Source organism: Corallococcus praedator (genome assembly GCF_003612125.1).
Classification (GTDB): domain Bacteria; phylum Myxococcota; class Myxococcia; order Myxococcales; family Myxococcaceae; genus Corallococcus; species Corallococcus praedator.
This window is the reverse complement of record NZ_RAWI01000064.1, coordinates 1-14,875: the sequence shown is the minus strand read 5'-3', so window position 1 is coordinate 14,875 and position 14,875 is coordinate 1. Positions and strand designations below refer to the sequence as shown.

14 protein-coding genes are annotated in these 14,875 nt (G+C 69.9%); 5 read left to right on the top strand and 9 right to left on the bottom strand.

What is annotated here, in order from left to right; all coding sequences use genetic code 11:
* Positions 1–128 precede the first annotated feature (128 nt).
* The 3 genes from D7Y13_RS11310 to D7Y13_RS11300 all read left to right on the top strand — a co-directional run bounded on the left by D7Y13_RS11310 (position 129) and on the right by D7Y13_RS11300 (position 2,532).
* Entirely contained in the window at positions 129–647 is a 519-nt protein-coding gene (locus tag D7Y13_RS11310; RefSeq protein ID WP_120533476.1) for a DUF507 family protein, read from the top strand.
* Between the two features lie 61 nt (positions 648–708).
* A complete protein-coding gene (locus D7Y13_RS11305) occupies positions 709–2,097 on the top strand; it encodes a hypothetical protein (RefSeq protein WP_120584261.1) in 1,389 nt (462 codons plus the stop codon).
* Positions 2,098–2,181: 84 nt separating this feature from the next.
* Positions 2,182–2,532 (top strand): hypothetical protein, encoded by a 351-nt coding sequence (locus D7Y13_RS11300; RefSeq protein WP_120584260.1) that lies wholly within the window; start codon positions 2,182–2,184, stop codon positions 2,530–2,532.
* 11 nt (positions 2,533–2,543) lie between these two features.
* Here the strand turns inward: D7Y13_RS11300 and D7Y13_RS11295 are convergent, their stop codons facing one another.
* The 6 genes from D7Y13_RS11295 to D7Y13_RS11270 all read right to left on the bottom strand — a co-directional run bounded on the left by D7Y13_RS11295 (position 2,544) and on the right by D7Y13_RS11270 (position 10,088).
* Positions 2,544–3,875, bottom strand: coding sequence for a di-heme oxidoreductase family protein (locus tag D7Y13_RS11295; RefSeq protein ID WP_120584272.1), 1,332 nt, complete (start codon positions 3,873–3,875; stop codon positions 2,544–2,546).
* Between the two features lie 20 nt (positions 3,876–3,895).
* A complete protein-coding gene (locus D7Y13_RS11290) occupies positions 3,896–4,978 on the bottom strand; it encodes an imelysin family protein (RefSeq protein ID WP_120584259.1) in 1,083 nt (360 codons plus the stop codon).
* A 57-nt stretch (positions 4,979–5,035) separates the two neighbouring features.
* On the bottom strand, positions 5,036–6,436 hold the full coding sequence (locus D7Y13_RS11285; RefSeq protein ID WP_233595661.1) for a hypothetical protein: 1,401 nt from the start codon (positions 6,434–6,436) through the stop codon (positions 5,036–5,038).
* A gap of 120 nt (positions 6,437–6,556) precedes the next feature.
* Positions 6,557–7,534 (bottom strand): DUF3108 domain-containing protein, encoded by a 978-nt coding sequence (locus D7Y13_RS11280; protein ID WP_120533472.1) that lies wholly within the window; start codon positions 7,532–7,534, stop codon positions 6,557–6,559.
* Between the two features lie 24 nt (positions 7,535–7,558).
* Positions 7,559–9,247, bottom strand: a complete 1,689-nt coding sequence (locus D7Y13_RS11275) for a DUF4091 domain-containing protein (RefSeq protein ID WP_120584258.1) — start codon at positions 9,245–9,247, stop codon at positions 7,559–7,561.
* A 43-nt stretch (positions 9,248–9,290) separates the two neighbouring features.
* Positions 9,291–10,088 (bottom strand): DUF3108 domain-containing protein, encoded by a 798-nt coding sequence (locus D7Y13_RS11270; RefSeq protein ID WP_120584257.1) that lies wholly within the window; start codon positions 10,086–10,088, stop codon positions 9,291–9,293.
* 329 nt (positions 10,089–10,417) lie between these two features.
* Between D7Y13_RS11270 and D7Y13_RS11265 the strand changes: the two genes are divergently transcribed.
* Positions 10,418–10,639 carry a hypothetical protein gene (locus D7Y13_RS11265; RefSeq protein ID WP_120533469.1) on the top strand — a complete coding sequence of 74 codons (222 nt, stop codon included), beginning with the start codon at positions 10,418–10,420 and terminating at the stop codon, positions 10,637–10,639.
* Between the two features lie 17 nt (positions 10,640–10,656).
* Here the strand turns inward: D7Y13_RS11265 and D7Y13_RS11260 are convergent, their stop codons facing one another.
* Both D7Y13_RS11260 and D7Y13_RS11255 read right to left on the bottom strand, forming a co-directional pair.
* Complete coding sequence (locus tag D7Y13_RS11260) at positions 10,657–11,328, bottom strand: YggS family pyridoxal phosphate-dependent enzyme (RefSeq protein WP_120586079.1); 672 nt, start codon at positions 11,326–11,328, stop codon at positions 10,657–10,659.
* Complete coding sequence (locus D7Y13_RS11255; protein ID WP_120586078.1) at positions 11,325–11,921, bottom strand: Maf family protein; 597 nt, start codon at positions 11,919–11,921, stop codon at positions 11,325–11,327. The genes D7Y13_RS11260 and D7Y13_RS11255 overlap by 4 nt, the downstream gene beginning before the upstream one ends.
* Before the next feature lie 61 nt (positions 11,922–11,982).
* Between D7Y13_RS11255 and D7Y13_RS11250 the strand changes: the two genes are divergently transcribed.
* Positions 11,983–13,077, top strand: a complete 1,095-nt coding sequence (locus D7Y13_RS11250) for a GGDEF domain-containing protein (RefSeq protein ID WP_120533466.1) — start codon at positions 11,983–11,985, stop codon at positions 13,075–13,077.
* Positions 13,078–13,101: 24 nt separating this feature from the next.
* Here the strand turns inward: D7Y13_RS11250 and D7Y13_RS11245 are convergent, their stop codons facing one another.
* Positions 13,102–14,679: a peptidylprolyl isomerase gene (locus D7Y13_RS11245; protein WP_120533465.1), complete on the bottom strand. Its 1,578-nt coding sequence runs from the start codon at positions 14,677–14,679 to the stop codon at positions 13,102–13,104.
* Positions 14,680–14,875: the final 196 nt, after the last annotated feature.

The window sequence follows — 14,875 nt, the reverse complement described above, 5'->3', positions numbered from 1 at the left end:
GTTCGGACGCCGGGGGGGGCTGGCCGCTGGAACCCGCGACGTTCCTAGGGTTTTTCATTGCGACCATGCTCGGCGCTGTTTTATAGCGGTTGAAGATCCGAGCACGTTTGAAGAGGACGAGGACCGACATGAGGCTGTATCCGAAGGTGATCCCGATCATCTCGCGCGAGGCCATTCAGCAGCTCATGCAGGACGGGGACATCGAGGTGGAGCCGATGCGCGTGGCTGACGCCGAGATGGACCTCTCCGCCATCATGCGCGAGTACCTCGCCAACGAAGAGCGTGTGAACCAGGCGACGCGAGAGGCCCTGGAGCGTCGGGGATATGACTACTCCAAGTTCAACCAGGTGAAGCGCGAGATGGCGGATGTGCGCGGCTTCAAGATGGGGGACGAGGGCATCGAGTACGTCATCAACCAGATGATCGAATTCCTGCTCATCAGCCGGAACGTGGAGGAGGTCTTCTCTCCCGATAACGTTCTGCGTCAGAAGATGTTCCAGGGAATGAAGAAGCACCTGGACGTGGACGATGAGATCGACCGGGAAGCCCGCTCGCGGCTGAAGCACCTGCAGGAAGGCACGAGCGCCTTCGACATCGAGTACAACAAGACCGTCGAGCAGATCCGCCGCGCCCGCGGCCTGATTTAGTCCCGGGGCGTGCCACGGCCCGCTCCGCTGCCTACCTTCAACTCCAAGGGAGGCAGCGTCGATGGCGGGTTCAATCCTCACGAGCATCTTGATGTCCGGTGTCCTGGCGGCGGCGCCAGGGAGCGACGGGTTCACGTTCGAGGGCCGGCAGGCCAGCGCGAGGACCGAGCAGCCGGGCGGGTATTTCATCCAGGGTTCGCTTCCATTCAGTGACCTGGCCGAGCGCGGCACGGGGCAGGTGTCCCTGTCCGTGCAGGACCGCGTGGGCATGGCCAACGCGACCTTCGGGGACAAGGCCCAGCTCAGCGCGAGCCTGCGCATCGGGGGCGCGGACTACCGCGTCGAGCTGACGCAGGCGGGTTTTCCGCCCGCCCAGGCGATGGCGCGGGCCCCCGAGGGGCCGCTCCCCCGACCTCCTCCGCACGTCATCGAAGGCGGCGTGCTGATGGGCGTGCCGCTCTACGGCGACAGTGGCATCGGGTGGCGCGCGACGACGCGGGCGCACGCGGCGATGGCGGTGTGGGGCATTGGCAGCGTGTGGCGCAACGGGGCGCTGCTGACGGACTCGGCGCTGGTGCATGTGGCGGCGCTGGACGCGGGCACGTTCGCGGACGACGACACCAAGCGCATCCTGCGCGAGGCGCGCCCGGGTGACGCGGAGCTGGTGGTGGTGGTGTGGAACCTGCCGCCGCAGCAGGAGCCGCGCGGGTTCCTCCAGTTTGTCTTCGACGAGGTCTCCATCCGCGTGGATGGCGTGACGGTGCCGTCCGTGGCGGTGGTGCCGAGCGAAGGGGAGCTGCCGGCCTACCTGGCGGGTCTCACGCCGGTGTTGCCCACGGCGTTCCCGGAGGCGGTGGCGCCGATGTCCCCTCCGAGCTTCGCTCCGGCCACGCAGGGCACGGGCGGCAGCGGGACGGTGGGGACGACGTCGGGCACGGGGCCGGTGGGTTCCAGGGAGACGACGCCGGCCACGACGACGGTGCCGTCGCTGCCGTCGGATTCGCCCTCCACGTTCAGCGGTTCGTTCGCGCCGTCCGCGCCGACGAATCCGCCCGCGGTCGTGTCGGGGGTGGCGCCGGGCTCCTCGGACACGGTGGGGCAGGGGACGTTCGCCACACCGCCCACGGTGGGAGGCGTGTCGGTGGGAGGCTTCATGACGCCGCAGGTGTCCGCGCTGGACTTCAACACCTTCGTGGGCACCAGTCAGGTGAGTCCGGGCATCCTCGCCACGGTGCCGCCGCTGACGCAGTCCTCCACTACGCCGCCGTCGCCCATCCTGGGGACGCCCGCGCCGCTGAACACCGGCACGCCCGCGCCGCTGCTGGGGACGCCCGCGCCGCTGAATTCGTCTCCTGGCACCGCGCTGCCGGCCACGCCCGCGCCGGCCAACGCCGCGCCGGCCAACGCCGCGCCCGCGACAGGTGCTCCGGCGGCCCCAGCCGGGCGCTGACGCCGCTTCGGCGGGGGCCTTTCGCACCGGAGGGCAGGGGGTGGGAAAATTGACCGGACGCTACGCGCCTGTAGCGTCCTGGACATGCCCTCTCCCGTCGCAGCCCTCGCCACCACCGCGATGTTGCGCCGCACCGACCCCGTCCGCGGGGCGGTGGAGCGTCTGGCCCAGGCCCTGCCCGCGCGCGCGGACGCCACCGTCCTCCTGGACTTCGTGGAGGACGACCTTCGCGAAGGACTGGACGCGCTGGGCGACGTGCAGGCCCACTTCCACGACCTGCTCCAGGCCCTCCAGCGCGACCCGCTCACGCCGGGGGCCCTGCTGAACGCGGGCGAGGACCTCCACGTGCTCCAGCGCCTGGAGGACCTGCACGAAGCGGTGACGCACCTGCGCCGCCGGATGTCCCAGGCCGCCGGGATGATTCGCCGCGGGTAGTCGTCCGGGCCCTACAGCGACTGGAGGAAGCGCACCAGCGCGGCCCGGTCGCTCGCGGACAGGTTGCGGAAGCCCTCGCGGGCCCGCTCCGCCTCGCCGCCGTGCCACAGCACCGCCTCTTCCAGCGTGCGGGCGCGGCCGTCGTGCAGCCAGCCCGAGTACGGAAGGATGGTGTGTGTCAGGCCCAGGCCCCACAGGGGCGCGGTGCGCCACTCGGAGCCGGTGGCGTCCCCATCCGGCCGCCCGTCCGCCAGGCCCGGTCCCAGGTCGTGCAGCAGCAGATCCGAATACGGGTGGATGCGCTGGTGGGCCACCTCCGCCACCGGATGCTCGCCCGTCTCCAGCGTGTCGCGGTGGCAGGTGATGCAGCCCAGGTCCCGGAACTTCGCCTCGCCGCGCTTCACCGTCGCGTCGTCCAGCGCGGTGCGCGCCGGCACCCCCAGCGACTGCGCGTAGAAGACCGCCGCGTCCAGCGTGTCCTCGGGCAATTCGAAGGTGCCGTCCGCCTCCGGGAAGAGGGGATTCGAAACCCCCATGTCGTTGAAGTACGCCTCCGCTGACTGCTGGTGCAGGTTGGGGCTGTTCGCCTTCCAACCGAAGCGGCCCGGCGCGAGCGCGCGCGCCTGCACGTCCCACACGGTGTTCAGCCGCCCGGACACCCCGTCGCCGTTCGCGTCGGTGGGGTCCTCGAGCGCCCGCAGCGTGTCCAGCGTCACCGCTTCCAGCAGCCCCAGGCCCACCACGGGTGGCGGCAGGCGCAGCGACATCCGCATGTCCGCGGGCGGGGAGGAGCCGTCCCGCAGGACGATGGCCACTCGCGGTGAGCGCAGGCCGTAGGCCGTGCCGTCCGCGTACGTGCCCGCGCTCTCCACCCACGACAGCGTCACGCTGGCTTCGGGAGAGGCGCCATGGACGGCCTGATCTTGAATCTGGAAGCCCAGCCCCGGCACCGGCACCGCGCCATGGGGAGGGTCCGGCGTGCCGTCCGGAAGGCTCACGCGCACCAGCAGCTGCGTGCGCTGCGGGCCTCCGCCCATCACCGGCATGCCCCGGCCGTTGCGCAGGTGGCAGCCATTGCACGAGGCGTTGTTGTACGCGGGCCCCAGCCCCGGGTTCACCGGGGCAGGGCCGGGCACGAAGACGGCCGCGAAGGCGGCGTCGCCCTCGCGGTGCAGCGCTTCATGTTCCGCGGTGAGGTTGGGGGCGGCGTACGCGAACGCCCGCGACGTGCGGTCGTCGATGGTGGTGGCGCCCCCCGCGCGCGGGGCCTCCGGGACTTCGGGTTCGCTGTCGCCGCAGCCCACGAGCCACAGCAGTGCCCCGAGTCCCAATGCCTGTCGCATCGCGTTCCCTCGGTCCAGCATCACGGCAGGATGACAGCCTTCACGTCCACCTGGAAGGTGTCGTGCAGCTTGCGGATGGCCTCCTGCGCCGCTTCGATTTCATCCGCGGAGGCCGGGTCCTTGATGGAGACCGGGAACGGCTCCGGCACCTTGCCCAGCGCCGCGATGGCCGCCGCGAGCTCCGCCTTCACGCGCATGTCCAGCGCCGAGTCGCGCGTCTTCACCACGTCCGACATGGACAGTCCCTTGGCGGCGACGCCCGGCATGTGGCCCAGGTAGACGTTCTCCACGCTGCGCATGTTGTTGGTGAAGTCCGACAGCGAGTTGAGCGCGAACTGGCTCTCCACCAGGTTCGCGTCCTTCGCGTCGTACGGGTCGGCGATCTTCCCGTTGGCCACCTCGTCCAGGATGACCAGCACGCCGCCCAGCATCTCCTGCGCGCCCGCCTCCACCGTGGGGTACGCGGTGTTGCCCGCCTCGCCGGCCTTGGCCAGCGTGTCGCGGTACGGCGCCTGCCCGTTCACGCCCGTCGTCCAGGACGCCGCCAGGTTGCCGGACACCGCCTTCAGCTCCGCGGTGAGCGCGAGCAGGTACTCGAACTGCCGCGCGTTGAAGTCCTCCGGCTTCTTCGTCACGCCCTCGCCGAAGAGCAGGTACTCCGTGGTGTGGTAGCCCTTCTGCGTCTCCTGCAGGTTGCTCACGTACGCCTGGGAGAGCACGTCGCTGTTGCCGAGCACCGCGTCCAGGTCCGTGCGGTTCACCGGCCAGCTGTCCAGCGCGGGGTCCCAGCCGTAGCTGTCCACCGGCCCGAAGAGGAACGCCTCGCTCTGCTCCCACGGCACGCGCGCGGCGAACCACGCGTCCTGCGCCCGCTTCAGGTTCGCCGCGCTGGGCTCGTTCTTCAGCGCCAGCGCCGCCGCGTCCAGCTCCACCATGCGCGTGGCGAGCAGGTTGTAGGTGGGCACCACCACCGCGTCCGCGAAGTTGATGACGAGCTGCTGATCCAGCGACTCCAGGTCGCCGCCGTCGTCGTCGTCACCGCAGGCGCCCAGCACGAGCGCACCGCCAACCAGCAGGGAGAACTTCAGGGAACGGGAGAACATGGATGACCCTTTCAAGGACGTGGCTGCAACGGCGTTTCAATCAGTTGGGGAAGGCCGTCAGTAGACGAAGCCCGTCGACATCCGGAGCGTGTTCTCCGGACGGAACGCGGACGAGCCCATGCGGCGCTGTCCGAAGTCGAGCTTGATGACGGCGAGGCCCGCGAGCGTGTAGCTGGTGCCCACGGTGTAGACGGTGCGCTCGAAGCGCGGGTTGTCGAACAGCTCCGCGCGAGGCCTGAACTGCGAATCCATGTAGTCGATGCGGACGTACGGCTCCAGCCGGTGGTTGCCGTCCAGGCCCAGCGCCGGCGCGATGTCGTAGCCCAGCTCGCCCCACGCGGTGAGCGCGTTGTCGGACACCGGCGTGCGCAGCACGTTGAGCAGGTTGGACAGACGCGCGTTGCGCGCGGACACCGCGGCGGCGTTGCCCAGGTGGCCGTACATCACCATCGCGTGCGCCCGCCAGCCGGCCCGGTTCACCGACAGGTGCGCGTCCGCGACGAACAGCGGCGCGCTCACGTAGCCGCACGGCGCCACCACGTTCGGGTTCGCGTCGTCGCACTGCTTCACCAGGTCCGGCTTGGGCCGGTTGCGCGTGGTGCCGCCGTAGTAGGCGGACACGCCGAAGATGAAGCCGGCAAAGCGCTTCACGTCCGCGCGCAGCACCCCGGCCAGGTCCGACGCGCGCACCAGTTCAAAGCGCTGCTGCAGGCCCGTGGCCACCCACGTGTTGGAGTTGAAGCCCGTGGAGTCCAGGCCGTTCACCACCTGCCCGGTGAGCCGCAGGCCCCAGGGGATGTCCAGCCGCAGCTGCATCCCCATGTCGTTCCACGTGTTGGGGATGATGCGCGTCTCCGCCTCGGAGCGGATGGTGCCCAGATAGTCCGTGGGGCGGTAGTCCGCGAAGAGCGTGCCCACCGCGACGTAGAAGCGGCCCACCGAAACCTCCAGGTTCCGGCCCAGCTTCTTCGTCAGGTACAGCTCCTCCACCAGCGCTTCGCCCGCCTTCTCCACGTCGGTGTCGAACTCGCCGAACTCCTCGTACTCCAGCTCCAGCGCCGCGCCCGCGCCGCCGTGCTCGAACTCCACCTCGAACTCCGCCTCGATGCCGTACTCCGGCAGCCCCGCCTCCAGCTCCAGCACCAGCCGCGTCGTGTCGAAGACGAGCCGCGAGTCCTTCTGCGACCCGTTCGCCCGGTTCTGGTTCTCCCCGTAGTTGAAGTACGCGAACTGGAGATCCGCGTAGGCATTCACGTCCAGATCCAGCTTCGGCTTGCTGCCCACCGTGATGACTTCGTTCTTCTCCGGCTCCCCAATGCGCGACTCGTCCATGAAGCGACCGCGCCGCGACCGGCCTTCGTCATGCGCCCGGTACGACTGCGCACGGGCCGCCAGCGGCAGCAGGAACAAGGGAGCGAACAGCAACGACAGCAGCGGGTTCAGGAGATGGGGGCGCATCGGGCGGCGCGCACCCTACGCCCGGGTTTTTGACTTTGCAAGCCATTCTCATTTTGTGAGGCAAGCAAAGCCCGCGCTCCCGGAGGAGGCGGGCCCTGGGGGCTTCGGTTCATCCCCGCGTCACCACTTGAGATCTTCCTTGCCCTGGGCCTCCATGGGCTTCTCACCGGGGCGGGTGACGGCGGACAGGGTGAGGCGCACGGCGCCCAGGTCGATGGCGCCCACGGCGGCCAGCGGCAGGCGGCGCTCGTCGTCGGTGATCCAGACGTGCACGTCGCGCGTCTGGGACGGCCGGTCCAGGCGCACGGCGGTGCCGGACAGGTGCCAGGCCTCGAACTCGCCCAGGGGCAGCGACACGTGTTCGCGCTCCACCACGGTGGCCGTCAGGCGCCACATGCGGCGGATGCCGTACACGTCGAAGCACACCGGCAGGTCCTTCTTCAGGGGCAACTGGCGGATGAGGTAGATGGCGCCCGCGACGTCCAGGCCGTCCTTGTCCCAGGTGTAGTTGTACTGGCCCTTGGGCCGGTCCGCGATCTGGTAGTCCACCTTGACGCTGCGGTCCTGCGCGCCAAAGGCCACGTTCACCTTGCGGCGCTGCTCGTTCTCCACCGCGTCCTCGGTGTAGCGCGAGGGGCGCAGCGTGCGCGGGTGCAGGTAGCTGGTCGCGCTGCCGCGCACCCGACGCACCTTGGAGAACAGGGTGTTCGTCTGCGCCTCCACCAGCACCGGCAGCGCACCGTTGGCCTGCCGCTGCACGCGCATGGTGAGCCTGCCCGCCTTGGCGCCCATGGCGTCCATGTCGAACTCCAAAAGCTCCCCGGGCTTGAACGCGAGCGGCGTCTTCAGCGTGGGCAGCCCCTGGTCGCAGGGCTTCACCGCGATGGCGGGCTCGTTGGGGGCCGCGGGGGCCTGCGCATCCCCGGTGTTCGCGCCCGGCTCGGCGGCCGTTCCACCGTCGGGCGCGGCCGCGTCCACTGTCGCGGCCGCCCGCATGTGCGGGAGGACGGGCATCTTGAAGGGTTGGGCCTCTTGGGCCCAGGCGGTGGCGGCACTGAAGGCGAGACAGGCCGCGACGAGGGTGCGCATGGAGATCATTCTGCTTCCTCCCAGGGGGAGTGACTACGGGGTGCCCCCGGAAGTCCGACGTCCGGAGCCCTTCGCTTGTTCAGACGCCCACTGCTTCACCAGCCGCGCCGTCACTTCCCGACGCACTGCTTCCCATTCTCCCGGGTCCCGGGAGATTTCATACCCTGACTTCGCCAGCCGCTTCGCCGCCGTCCGGGCGAAGGCGCCGTCACCCAGCTGCGTGAGCAGGCGCAGGTATTCATAGTCCTCCAGCCCGTCACGGATGTGTTTCAGCCGCAGGGACACCACCGGCTGGTGCTCGCTTCCCCCCAGCTTCGCGGGCGTGCCCGGGTAGAAGAGGGTGCCGTCCCCGTTGCCGCCGAACTCGAAGAGGTCCGTCCAGACATCCTTCTTCGTGTTGTAGGCGAAAACAGTATCGAAATAGAGCTCGCCGTCCACGCCGCTGGCGTAGGCCAGCACGCCCATGGCGCGGTTGAGCGGGGCGGGGTGGTCCACCATGTACGAGGCCCAGTCGCTGTAGGCCTGGTCCAGCTTCGCGTCCGGGGGCGTGCCGCCGGTGCAGCCGTGCGAGTTGCAGCTCTGGTACCACCACACCTTCGTGCGCGGCGGCAGCCGGGTGCGCACGGACGCGGTGTTCGCCACCGTGCGGCACGTCTGCGGGCCCTCGCGCGGGTAGAAGCAGTTGAGCGTGGGCGTGAGGATGTCCGCCGAGCCCTGCAGCGCCGCGTCCAGCGGGCTGGTGACGAGCACCGGGATGCCGCCCCCCGCGTCGCGCACGCGCTTGGACTGCGCCTTCACGAGCGGCACGTCCTCCGGCTTCGGTTCGTCCTTGGCGTAGAAGAAGAGCTGCGCGGGCCAGCCCTTGTCCTCGAAGTGTTTCTGGAAGGCGCGGTAGTACGCCGTCTTCTCCGCGTCCGTGGAGGCCTTCTTGCTGTCGCGCACGTCGCTGGTGGTGAAGCGCGCGCCGGAGGGCAGCAGGCTGCCGTCCAGGAAGGGCGCCATCTCCGCGTCGTACGCGGTCCAGTCCACCACCGCGCGGCCGTCCTGGTACTTCACGCCCGGCGGATCCATGCCCATGCCGTGCGCGCTCACCCGGTGCTCCAGGAGCGCTTTGCCATACGCGCGCAGCAGCGATTTCGCCTCCGGCGAGTCGGCCGCGAGGCCGTGCCCCTTCGCGATGCTGTACAGCGAGATGCCGAAGCTGTTGGGCAGCGAGGACGTGGCCGGCAGCTCGAAGGGCTGCACCTCCACGGAGAAGGGCACCTCCGGCAGCTCCTTGCCGTCCGCTGAAGCGCTCAGGCTCCCGGAGTACGTGCCCGGGGCCTGCTTCGCCGGAACGCACACCTCCACGTAGACGACGGTGGGGTGTCTGGGATTGGCGGGCGCCGACAGCGGCACCAGCGCGTCGGGCCACGGCCCGGCCTGCCCCTGGCCGTTGGACGGCGTCTTCACGTCCAGGTACGCCTCGCGCCACGCGTCCACGGTGAGCGGCGCGCCCGGACCCTTGAGGGCCAGGGGCTTCATCGTCACGCGCGTCACGCCCTTGGGGAGCACGACCTGCGTGGCCTCGCACTCGCCGCGCGCCGCGCTCAGGCGGGCCTGGCCAGCGCCCTTCGGCGTCGCGTCCGGCCGCACCTTCACCAGCGGCGACACCACTTGAGGTGCCGCCGGAGCGGCTGAGAGCACCGCCGACACTGCCCACGCCCATCCCACCACGCCCATGCCCCCTGCCTTCCCCTTGGGACGACCTTCCCGTCGTCCCTGGTCAGTCGTCCGCGCGGGCCACCGCCACCGCGCGGCCCGGCTTGTAGTCGGTCATCTCCACCACGATGGAGCCCAGCGCGAAGTCCGCCTCCATGCGCAGCGGCACGTGGCGCACGTCGGTGGTGAAGTACGCGGTGAGGTCGCGCTTGGACTCCATGTTGCCGCCGAATTCGGTGTGCACGCGCACGCGGAAGGCGTCGCGCGGACCCATCAGGGTGGACAGCGTTTCGCGGCCCTCCACCGTGGCGCTCAGCGTGAACACCTTGCTGCCGGTGAACACCGGGTACGTGTACGTGCGGCCCACCGTGAGGTCCTGGCCGCGCAGCGAGAAGGCCGCGCCCGTCATGTCCAGCGTGCCGTCCGGCAGCTCGTGGTTCGTCTCACGCGGCGGGTCGCTCTCCTTCTGCTTCACGACCTTCGCGCCCTTGCTGTCGTCGGTGAGCTGGATGCGCTGCCGGCGGCGCTTGCGGTTCTCCTCCGAGTGCAGGTCGCTGCCCGTCACCCGCTGCGTCGCGGCGTTCCAGTACGACACGTAGCGGCTCTTGACGGGGTAGAGGCCGACGATGTCGTCGGACTTCGCCAGCGCCACGATGGGCCACACGCTCTGGCCCCACTGCGTCATGGGCGCGCCCACCGTCACCGTCGCGCTGCCCGCGGTCATCCCCAGGTACTTCACCCGGTACTGGGCCTGTTCACCCGGGCCGAATGCCGCCGTGGCGGGCTCCTGGGCGTGCGCGAGCGCGGACCCCATGAGTCCGACCATCGCCGCCGTGAACCCCCACCTGGACAGACTGCGCATCGGGTGTGCTCCCTTGCTTGCAAGTTAGGTGGCCGGTCCGCCCAAGCCAACCGCGCAACGCAACCGACCCCACCACCGGACATTTCCAGGACGGCCATGCGTGCGCGGACATTCAAAGTCGTCCGGCCGCCCCCCGGACGCTCCAGCGAAGGCAGGGCGCTGGAGGAGGGCGGGGGCACAGGGGTACATGCGAGCGGCCACCGCTGACAAATGGCGGACAGTCCCGCCCGCCCGCCTGGATGCCCAGCATCAGGCTTCCCGGTGCGCCCCGCCGCCCGGGGCTGGTAGCCTTCCAGGCCGCCTCGCCCCCACCTGAGGAGCCTCCGCCCATGTCCAGCAATGGCCAGTTCGACGACGACGACTTCGCCAAGGAAGCAGGTGCCGCGAGCGGCAGCCGTTCCTTCGACGAGTTCGAGTGCCCCGACTGCAGCGCCCACAACGTGGGCATCGACACGTTCTTCGATAAGGAAGAGGTCCGCTGCATGTACTGCGGCAGCGAGTTCGAGGCCCGCGTCAGCAGCGAGGGCAAGCTCAAGCTCAAGTCGGCGTGAGCCCTGGTGGCGGGCGCTTAAGTGCGCTCGCCGAAGATGGCGGTGCCCACGCGCACGACGGTGGCGCCTTCCAGGATGGCCTGCTCGAAGTCGTGCGTGGTGCCCATGGACAGCGAGCCCAGCGCATGGGCGTGGGCCAGCTCGCGCAGGCGGGCGAAGCCCTCGCGCATCCGCGCCACGTCGTCCGTGGGGGGCGGCAGCGCCATCAGCCCCACCGGCTGGAGGTTCGGCAAGGTCCGCACGCGGGTGAGGAAGTCCCCCAGCGCCTCCGGGGAGAGCCCGTGCTTGGTGTCCTCCTGCCCCAGGTTGAGCTCCACGTAGCAGGGCAGGGGAGGCGCGCCTTCGCGCCGCTTCGACAGCTCGGCCGCGACCTCCCACCGCTCCAGCGCATGGAAGGCGTGCGCGACGCGGGCCACGTACTTCACCTTGTTCGTCTGCAGCGCGCCAATGGCGTGCCAGCGCAGCCCGTCCAGGTCCTGGAGCTCCGTCGCCTTGTCGCGCAGCTCCTGGGCGTAGTTCTCCCCGAAGTCGCGCTGCCCGGCGGCGTACGCCTCGCGGATGAGCGCCGCGGGCTTGAGCTTGGACACCGCCACCAGCGTCACCGACGACTCCGGCCGCCCCGCGCTCGCGCAGGCCTTCGCCACGCGCTCGCGCACCCGCGCCAGGTTGTCCGCCACGGAGGTGCTCATGGGGAGGTCGCCTTCTTCCAGGGCAGGGGGAAGCCGGCCTCCTGGAGCAGGGCGAGCGTTTCGCCCAGCGGCAGGCCAATGACGTTGGTGGGGCTGCCGTCCACGGAGGCGACCAGGAAGCCGCCCTTGCCCTGGATGGCGTAGGCCCCCGCCTTGTCCAGGGGTTCGCCGGTGTCCGCGTACCAGGCGATCTCCTCCGAAGAGAGCGCCCGGAAGGTCACCTGGGTGCGGACGACCTGAGACGCGCGGGAGCGGCCCGCCACCGCGATGCCGGTGAAGACCTCGTGCGTGCGACCGGACAACCGGCCCAGCATGGCGCGCGCCTCGGCCGCGTCCCGGGGCTTTCCCATCAGCTCAGAACCCAGGGCCACCGTGGTGTCCGCGGCCAGCACCCATGCGTCCGGATGGTGGGCTGCCACCGTCCGCGCCTTCTCCTCCGCGAGCCGTTGCACATAGTTTCGCGCAATTTCTCCGGCCATCGGCGTTTCATCGATATCCGCTGCTGTCACGGTGAAGCGCAGGCCCAGTTGGGCCAATAAATCCTTGCGCCGGGGCGAAGCGGAGGCGAGAACGAGCAAAGTGGTTGGATCCATGGGCGGGTCGTGTAGCGCGACCCGCGGGCCTTAGCAGACCTGCGCTCCGGAGGGCATCCCGATGAACCCCGCGGACCTCCTGTCGGCCATGAAGCGGACAGTGGAACAACTGGCCGCCTACAACGAGATGGCCAAGGCGCTGACCTCCACGCTGGAGCTGCGCGAAGTGCTCACGCTCGTGATGCAGAAGGTCAGCGCGCTGCTCCGGCCGCGCAACTGGTCTCTCATCCTTCAAGACGAGCGCAGCGGAAAGCTCTACTTCGAGATCGCCGTGGGCGAGGGCGCCGAGGCGCTCAAGGGCCTGCAGCTCAACCCCGGCGAGGGCATCGCCGGGGCGGTGTTCGCCTCCGCCACGCCCCGGCTCGTGCACGACGTAGGCGGGGACCCCAGCTTCGCGCCCCGTTTCGATGAGGCCTCCGCCTTCCACACCCGCTCCCTGCTGGCCGTGCCCCTGGTGGCGCGCGAGCGGGTGCTGGGCGTGATCGAGCTGGTCAACGGCCCCACCGAACCGGGCTTCACGCCCGAGGACCTCACCACGCTCACGGCCATCGCGGACTACGCGGCCATCGCCATCGAGAACGCGCGCAACTTCCGCCGGGTGCAGGAACTCACCATCACCGACGAGCACACCGGCTGCTTCAACGCGCGGCACCTGCGCGCGCAACTGGAGCAGGAGGTGAAGCGCTCGGCGCGCTTCCGTCACCCGCTGTCGCTCGTGTTCCTGGACCTGGACCACTTCAAGTCCATCAACGACCGGCACGGGCACCTGGTGGGCAGCGCCACGCTCAAGGAGGTGGGCGACCTGCTCATCAGCCTGGGCCGCCACAACCTGGACGCGGTCTTCCGCTACGGCGGCGACGAGTTCGCGGTGATGTTGATTGAGACAGACACCGACGGCGCGCAGGTCATCGCCCAGCGCATCTGCGAGGCCTTCCGGGGCCAGCGCTTCCTGCGCGAGCAGGGGCTGGACGTGGCGCTCACCGCGAGCGTCGGGGTGGCGTCCTTCCCGGACCACGCCACGTCCTCCACGGACCTCATCCGCGCGGCGGACTTCGCCATGTACGCGGCCAAGGGCAAGGGCCGTGACGCCGTCGCGGTCGCTGAACGCGTCACGGGCGAAGAGGTCCCCCGCATGGAGGTCCCCTTCGCCCGCTGAAACGAACCGCGCTGTCCGGCGGGACTACCCCGCGGCGCCCAGCACCGAGTCGATGGCTTCGGTGTTCATGACGACGTTGCCGCTCTTGCGCAGCGACTTGAGGAAGGACTCCGTCAGCTCAATCTGCTTGGCCTGACGGGCCTGGGTGCGCAGCTCCTCCTTGCGCTTGTCGAAGCCCGCGGTGTCCGGCTTCTCCCGCTCCACCACCTGCGCGACGACGTTCGCCTCGCCCACGGTGAAGACCTCGTCCAGCGCCTTGGGCGCGGAGGCCTCGAAGGTGGCCTTCACGAGGCCGGGCGCGGGGCCCAGGTGCGGCACGGAGTCGCCCGCCGCCGTGAAGCTGTCGGTCTCCACCGCCTCCGGCTTCGTCTCCGTCTCGAAGCGCTGGATGGCCGGCTGCTGGCCCGCCGCGACCGGGAACTGCTCCTTGAGGGACTTGCCGGCCTTCACCGCGGCCAGGGCCTTGTCGGCCTCCGCCTTCGCCAGGCTCTTGGCCTGGTCCTGCTTGTAGAGGGTGGTGGCGATCTCCGCCTTCACGTCCTCCAGCTTCTTGTTCTGCGCGTCCTTCTTCTCCTCCACCTTCACCAGGTGCACGCCCAGCGGAGACTCCACCGGCTGCGTCACCTCACCGGCCTTGAGCGCGAACGCCGCGCCGGCCAGGGTGGGGTCCCACGTGTTGCGCTCCACCCAGCCCAGCTCGCCGCCCTTCGCCTTGGTGGCGTCGTCGTCGCTGCTGGCGCGCGCCAGGGTCGCGAAGTCCTTGCCCGCGTCCAGCTCCTTGCGCAGGCCTTCCGCCTTCGCCTTCGCCTGGGCCTTCTGCTCGGCCGTCGCGTCCGGGGCCACCTTCACCAGGATCTGACGGGCGCGGATGCGCTCCGGCACGTTGTAGACGAAGCTGTTGGCCGTGTAGTAGTCGCTGATCTCCTTCTCGTGCGCCTTCTGGAACTCCGCCAGCTGCGCGGGCGTGGGCGCCGGGACCTTGTCCACGAACATGGTGGGCAGGAAGCGCGCGAACACCAGCTTCGCCTGGTTGCCGTCCTTCTCGTAGCGCGCGCGGACCTCGTCGTCCGACACCACGGCGCCCGTGCGCACCAGGTCGAGCATCTTCTGCGCGGCCATCTGCCGGCGCAGCTCCTGCTCGTACTCCTGCGGCGTGCGGCGGTAGAAGTCGCGCAGCACCTGCTGGTAGCGCGCGAAGTCGAACCCGCCCTCCTTGGCGTGGAAGTCCGTGTTCTGGTGGATGAGCTTGCGCAGCTCCTCATCCGACGGGTTGATGCCGTGGCGCTCCGCCGCCTGGGCGAGCAGCTCCGCGTTCACCAGGCGGTCGAGCACCTGCTTGTCCATGCCGAACTGGCGGGCCATCGACTCCGGGATGGGGCTGCCCTGCGAGCGCAGGAAGTTCATCTGCCGCGACCAGGCCATGCTGAAGTCGCGCAGGGGGATCTCCTTGCCGTTCACCACCGCGGCCGCACCCGAGGTGGGCGCCGCGTCGCCGCCCGTGCTGAACCCGTTGCTGCCGGGGCCGAACTGGAGCGTGAACACCACGGCGATGCCGATGATGAACAGGAGGGAGAAGACCTTCCGGGGATTCAAACCGTCCATTGTCGTCACTTCACGGTCGGAAGCGCCCGCGATTCACCCTTGCGGAAGGTCTCGCGGCGCCGTGTTGTTGGTAGCCCGGCCGGTGGGGGAAGCACCTGCGTATCCCCCTCATCCGGGCCTTGACTGCCTAGGACAACAGACCGGAAAATGCAAGCGATTCAGAGAGTTTAGCCCACCCCTTCCCCCTCCTTCGCCG

Bases quoted from the DNA above. Each gene is read 5' to 3' on its own strand.
- D7Y13_RS11275 (WP_120584258.1), bottom strand. From the start codon at position 9,247: ATGGGCGTGGTGGGATGGGCGTGGGCAGTGTCGGCGGTGCTCTCAGCC.
- D7Y13_RS11285 (WP_233595661.1), bottom strand. From the start codon at position 6,436: ATGCGCCCCCATCTCCTGAACCCGCTGCTGTCGTTGCTGTTCGCTCCC.
- D7Y13_RS11295 (WP_120584272.1), bottom strand. From the start codon at position 3,875: ATGCGACAGGCATTGGGACTCGGGGCACTGCTGTGGCTCGTGGGCTGC.
- D7Y13_RS11270 (WP_120584257.1), bottom strand. From the start codon at position 10,088: ATGCGCAGTCTGTCCAGGTGGGGGTTCACGGCGGCGATGGTCGGACTC.
- D7Y13_RS11245 (WP_120533465.1), bottom strand. From the start codon at position 14,679: ATGGACGGTTTGAATCCCCGGAAGGTCTTCTCCCTCCTGTTCATCATC.
- D7Y13_RS11255 (WP_120586078.1), bottom strand. From the start codon at position 11,921: ATGGATCCAACCACTTTGCTCGTTCTCGCCTCCGCTTCGCCCCGGCGC.
- D7Y13_RS11290 (WP_120584259.1), bottom strand. From the start codon at position 4,978: ATGTTCTCCCGTTCCCTGAAGTTCTCCCTGCTGGTTGGCGGTGCGCTC.
- D7Y13_RS11250 (WP_120533466.1), top strand. From the start codon at position 11,983: ATGAACCCCGCGGACCTCCTGTCGGCCATGAAGCGGACAGTGGAACAA.
- D7Y13_RS11305 (WP_120584261.1), top strand. From the start codon at position 709: ATGGCGGGTTCAATCCTCACGAGCATCTTGATGTCCGGTGTCCTGGCG.
- D7Y13_RS11265 (WP_120533469.1), top strand. From the start codon at position 10,418: ATGTCCAGCAATGGCCAGTTCGACGACGACGACTTCGCCAAGGAAGCA.
- D7Y13_RS11300 (WP_120584260.1), top strand. From the start codon at position 2,182: ATGCCCTCTCCCGTCGCAGCCCTCGCCACCACCGCGATGTTGCGCCGC.
- D7Y13_RS11280 (WP_120533472.1), bottom strand. From the start codon at position 7,534: ATGATCTCCATGCGCACCCTCGTCGCGGCCTGTCTCGCCTTCAGTGCC.
- D7Y13_RS11310 (WP_120533476.1), top strand. From the start codon at position 129: ATGAGGCTGTATCCGAAGGTGATCCCGATCATCTCGCGCGAGGCCATT.
- D7Y13_RS11260 (WP_120586079.1), bottom strand. From the start codon at position 11,328: ATGAGCACCTCCGTGGCGGACAACCTGGCGCGGGTGCGCGAGCGCGTG.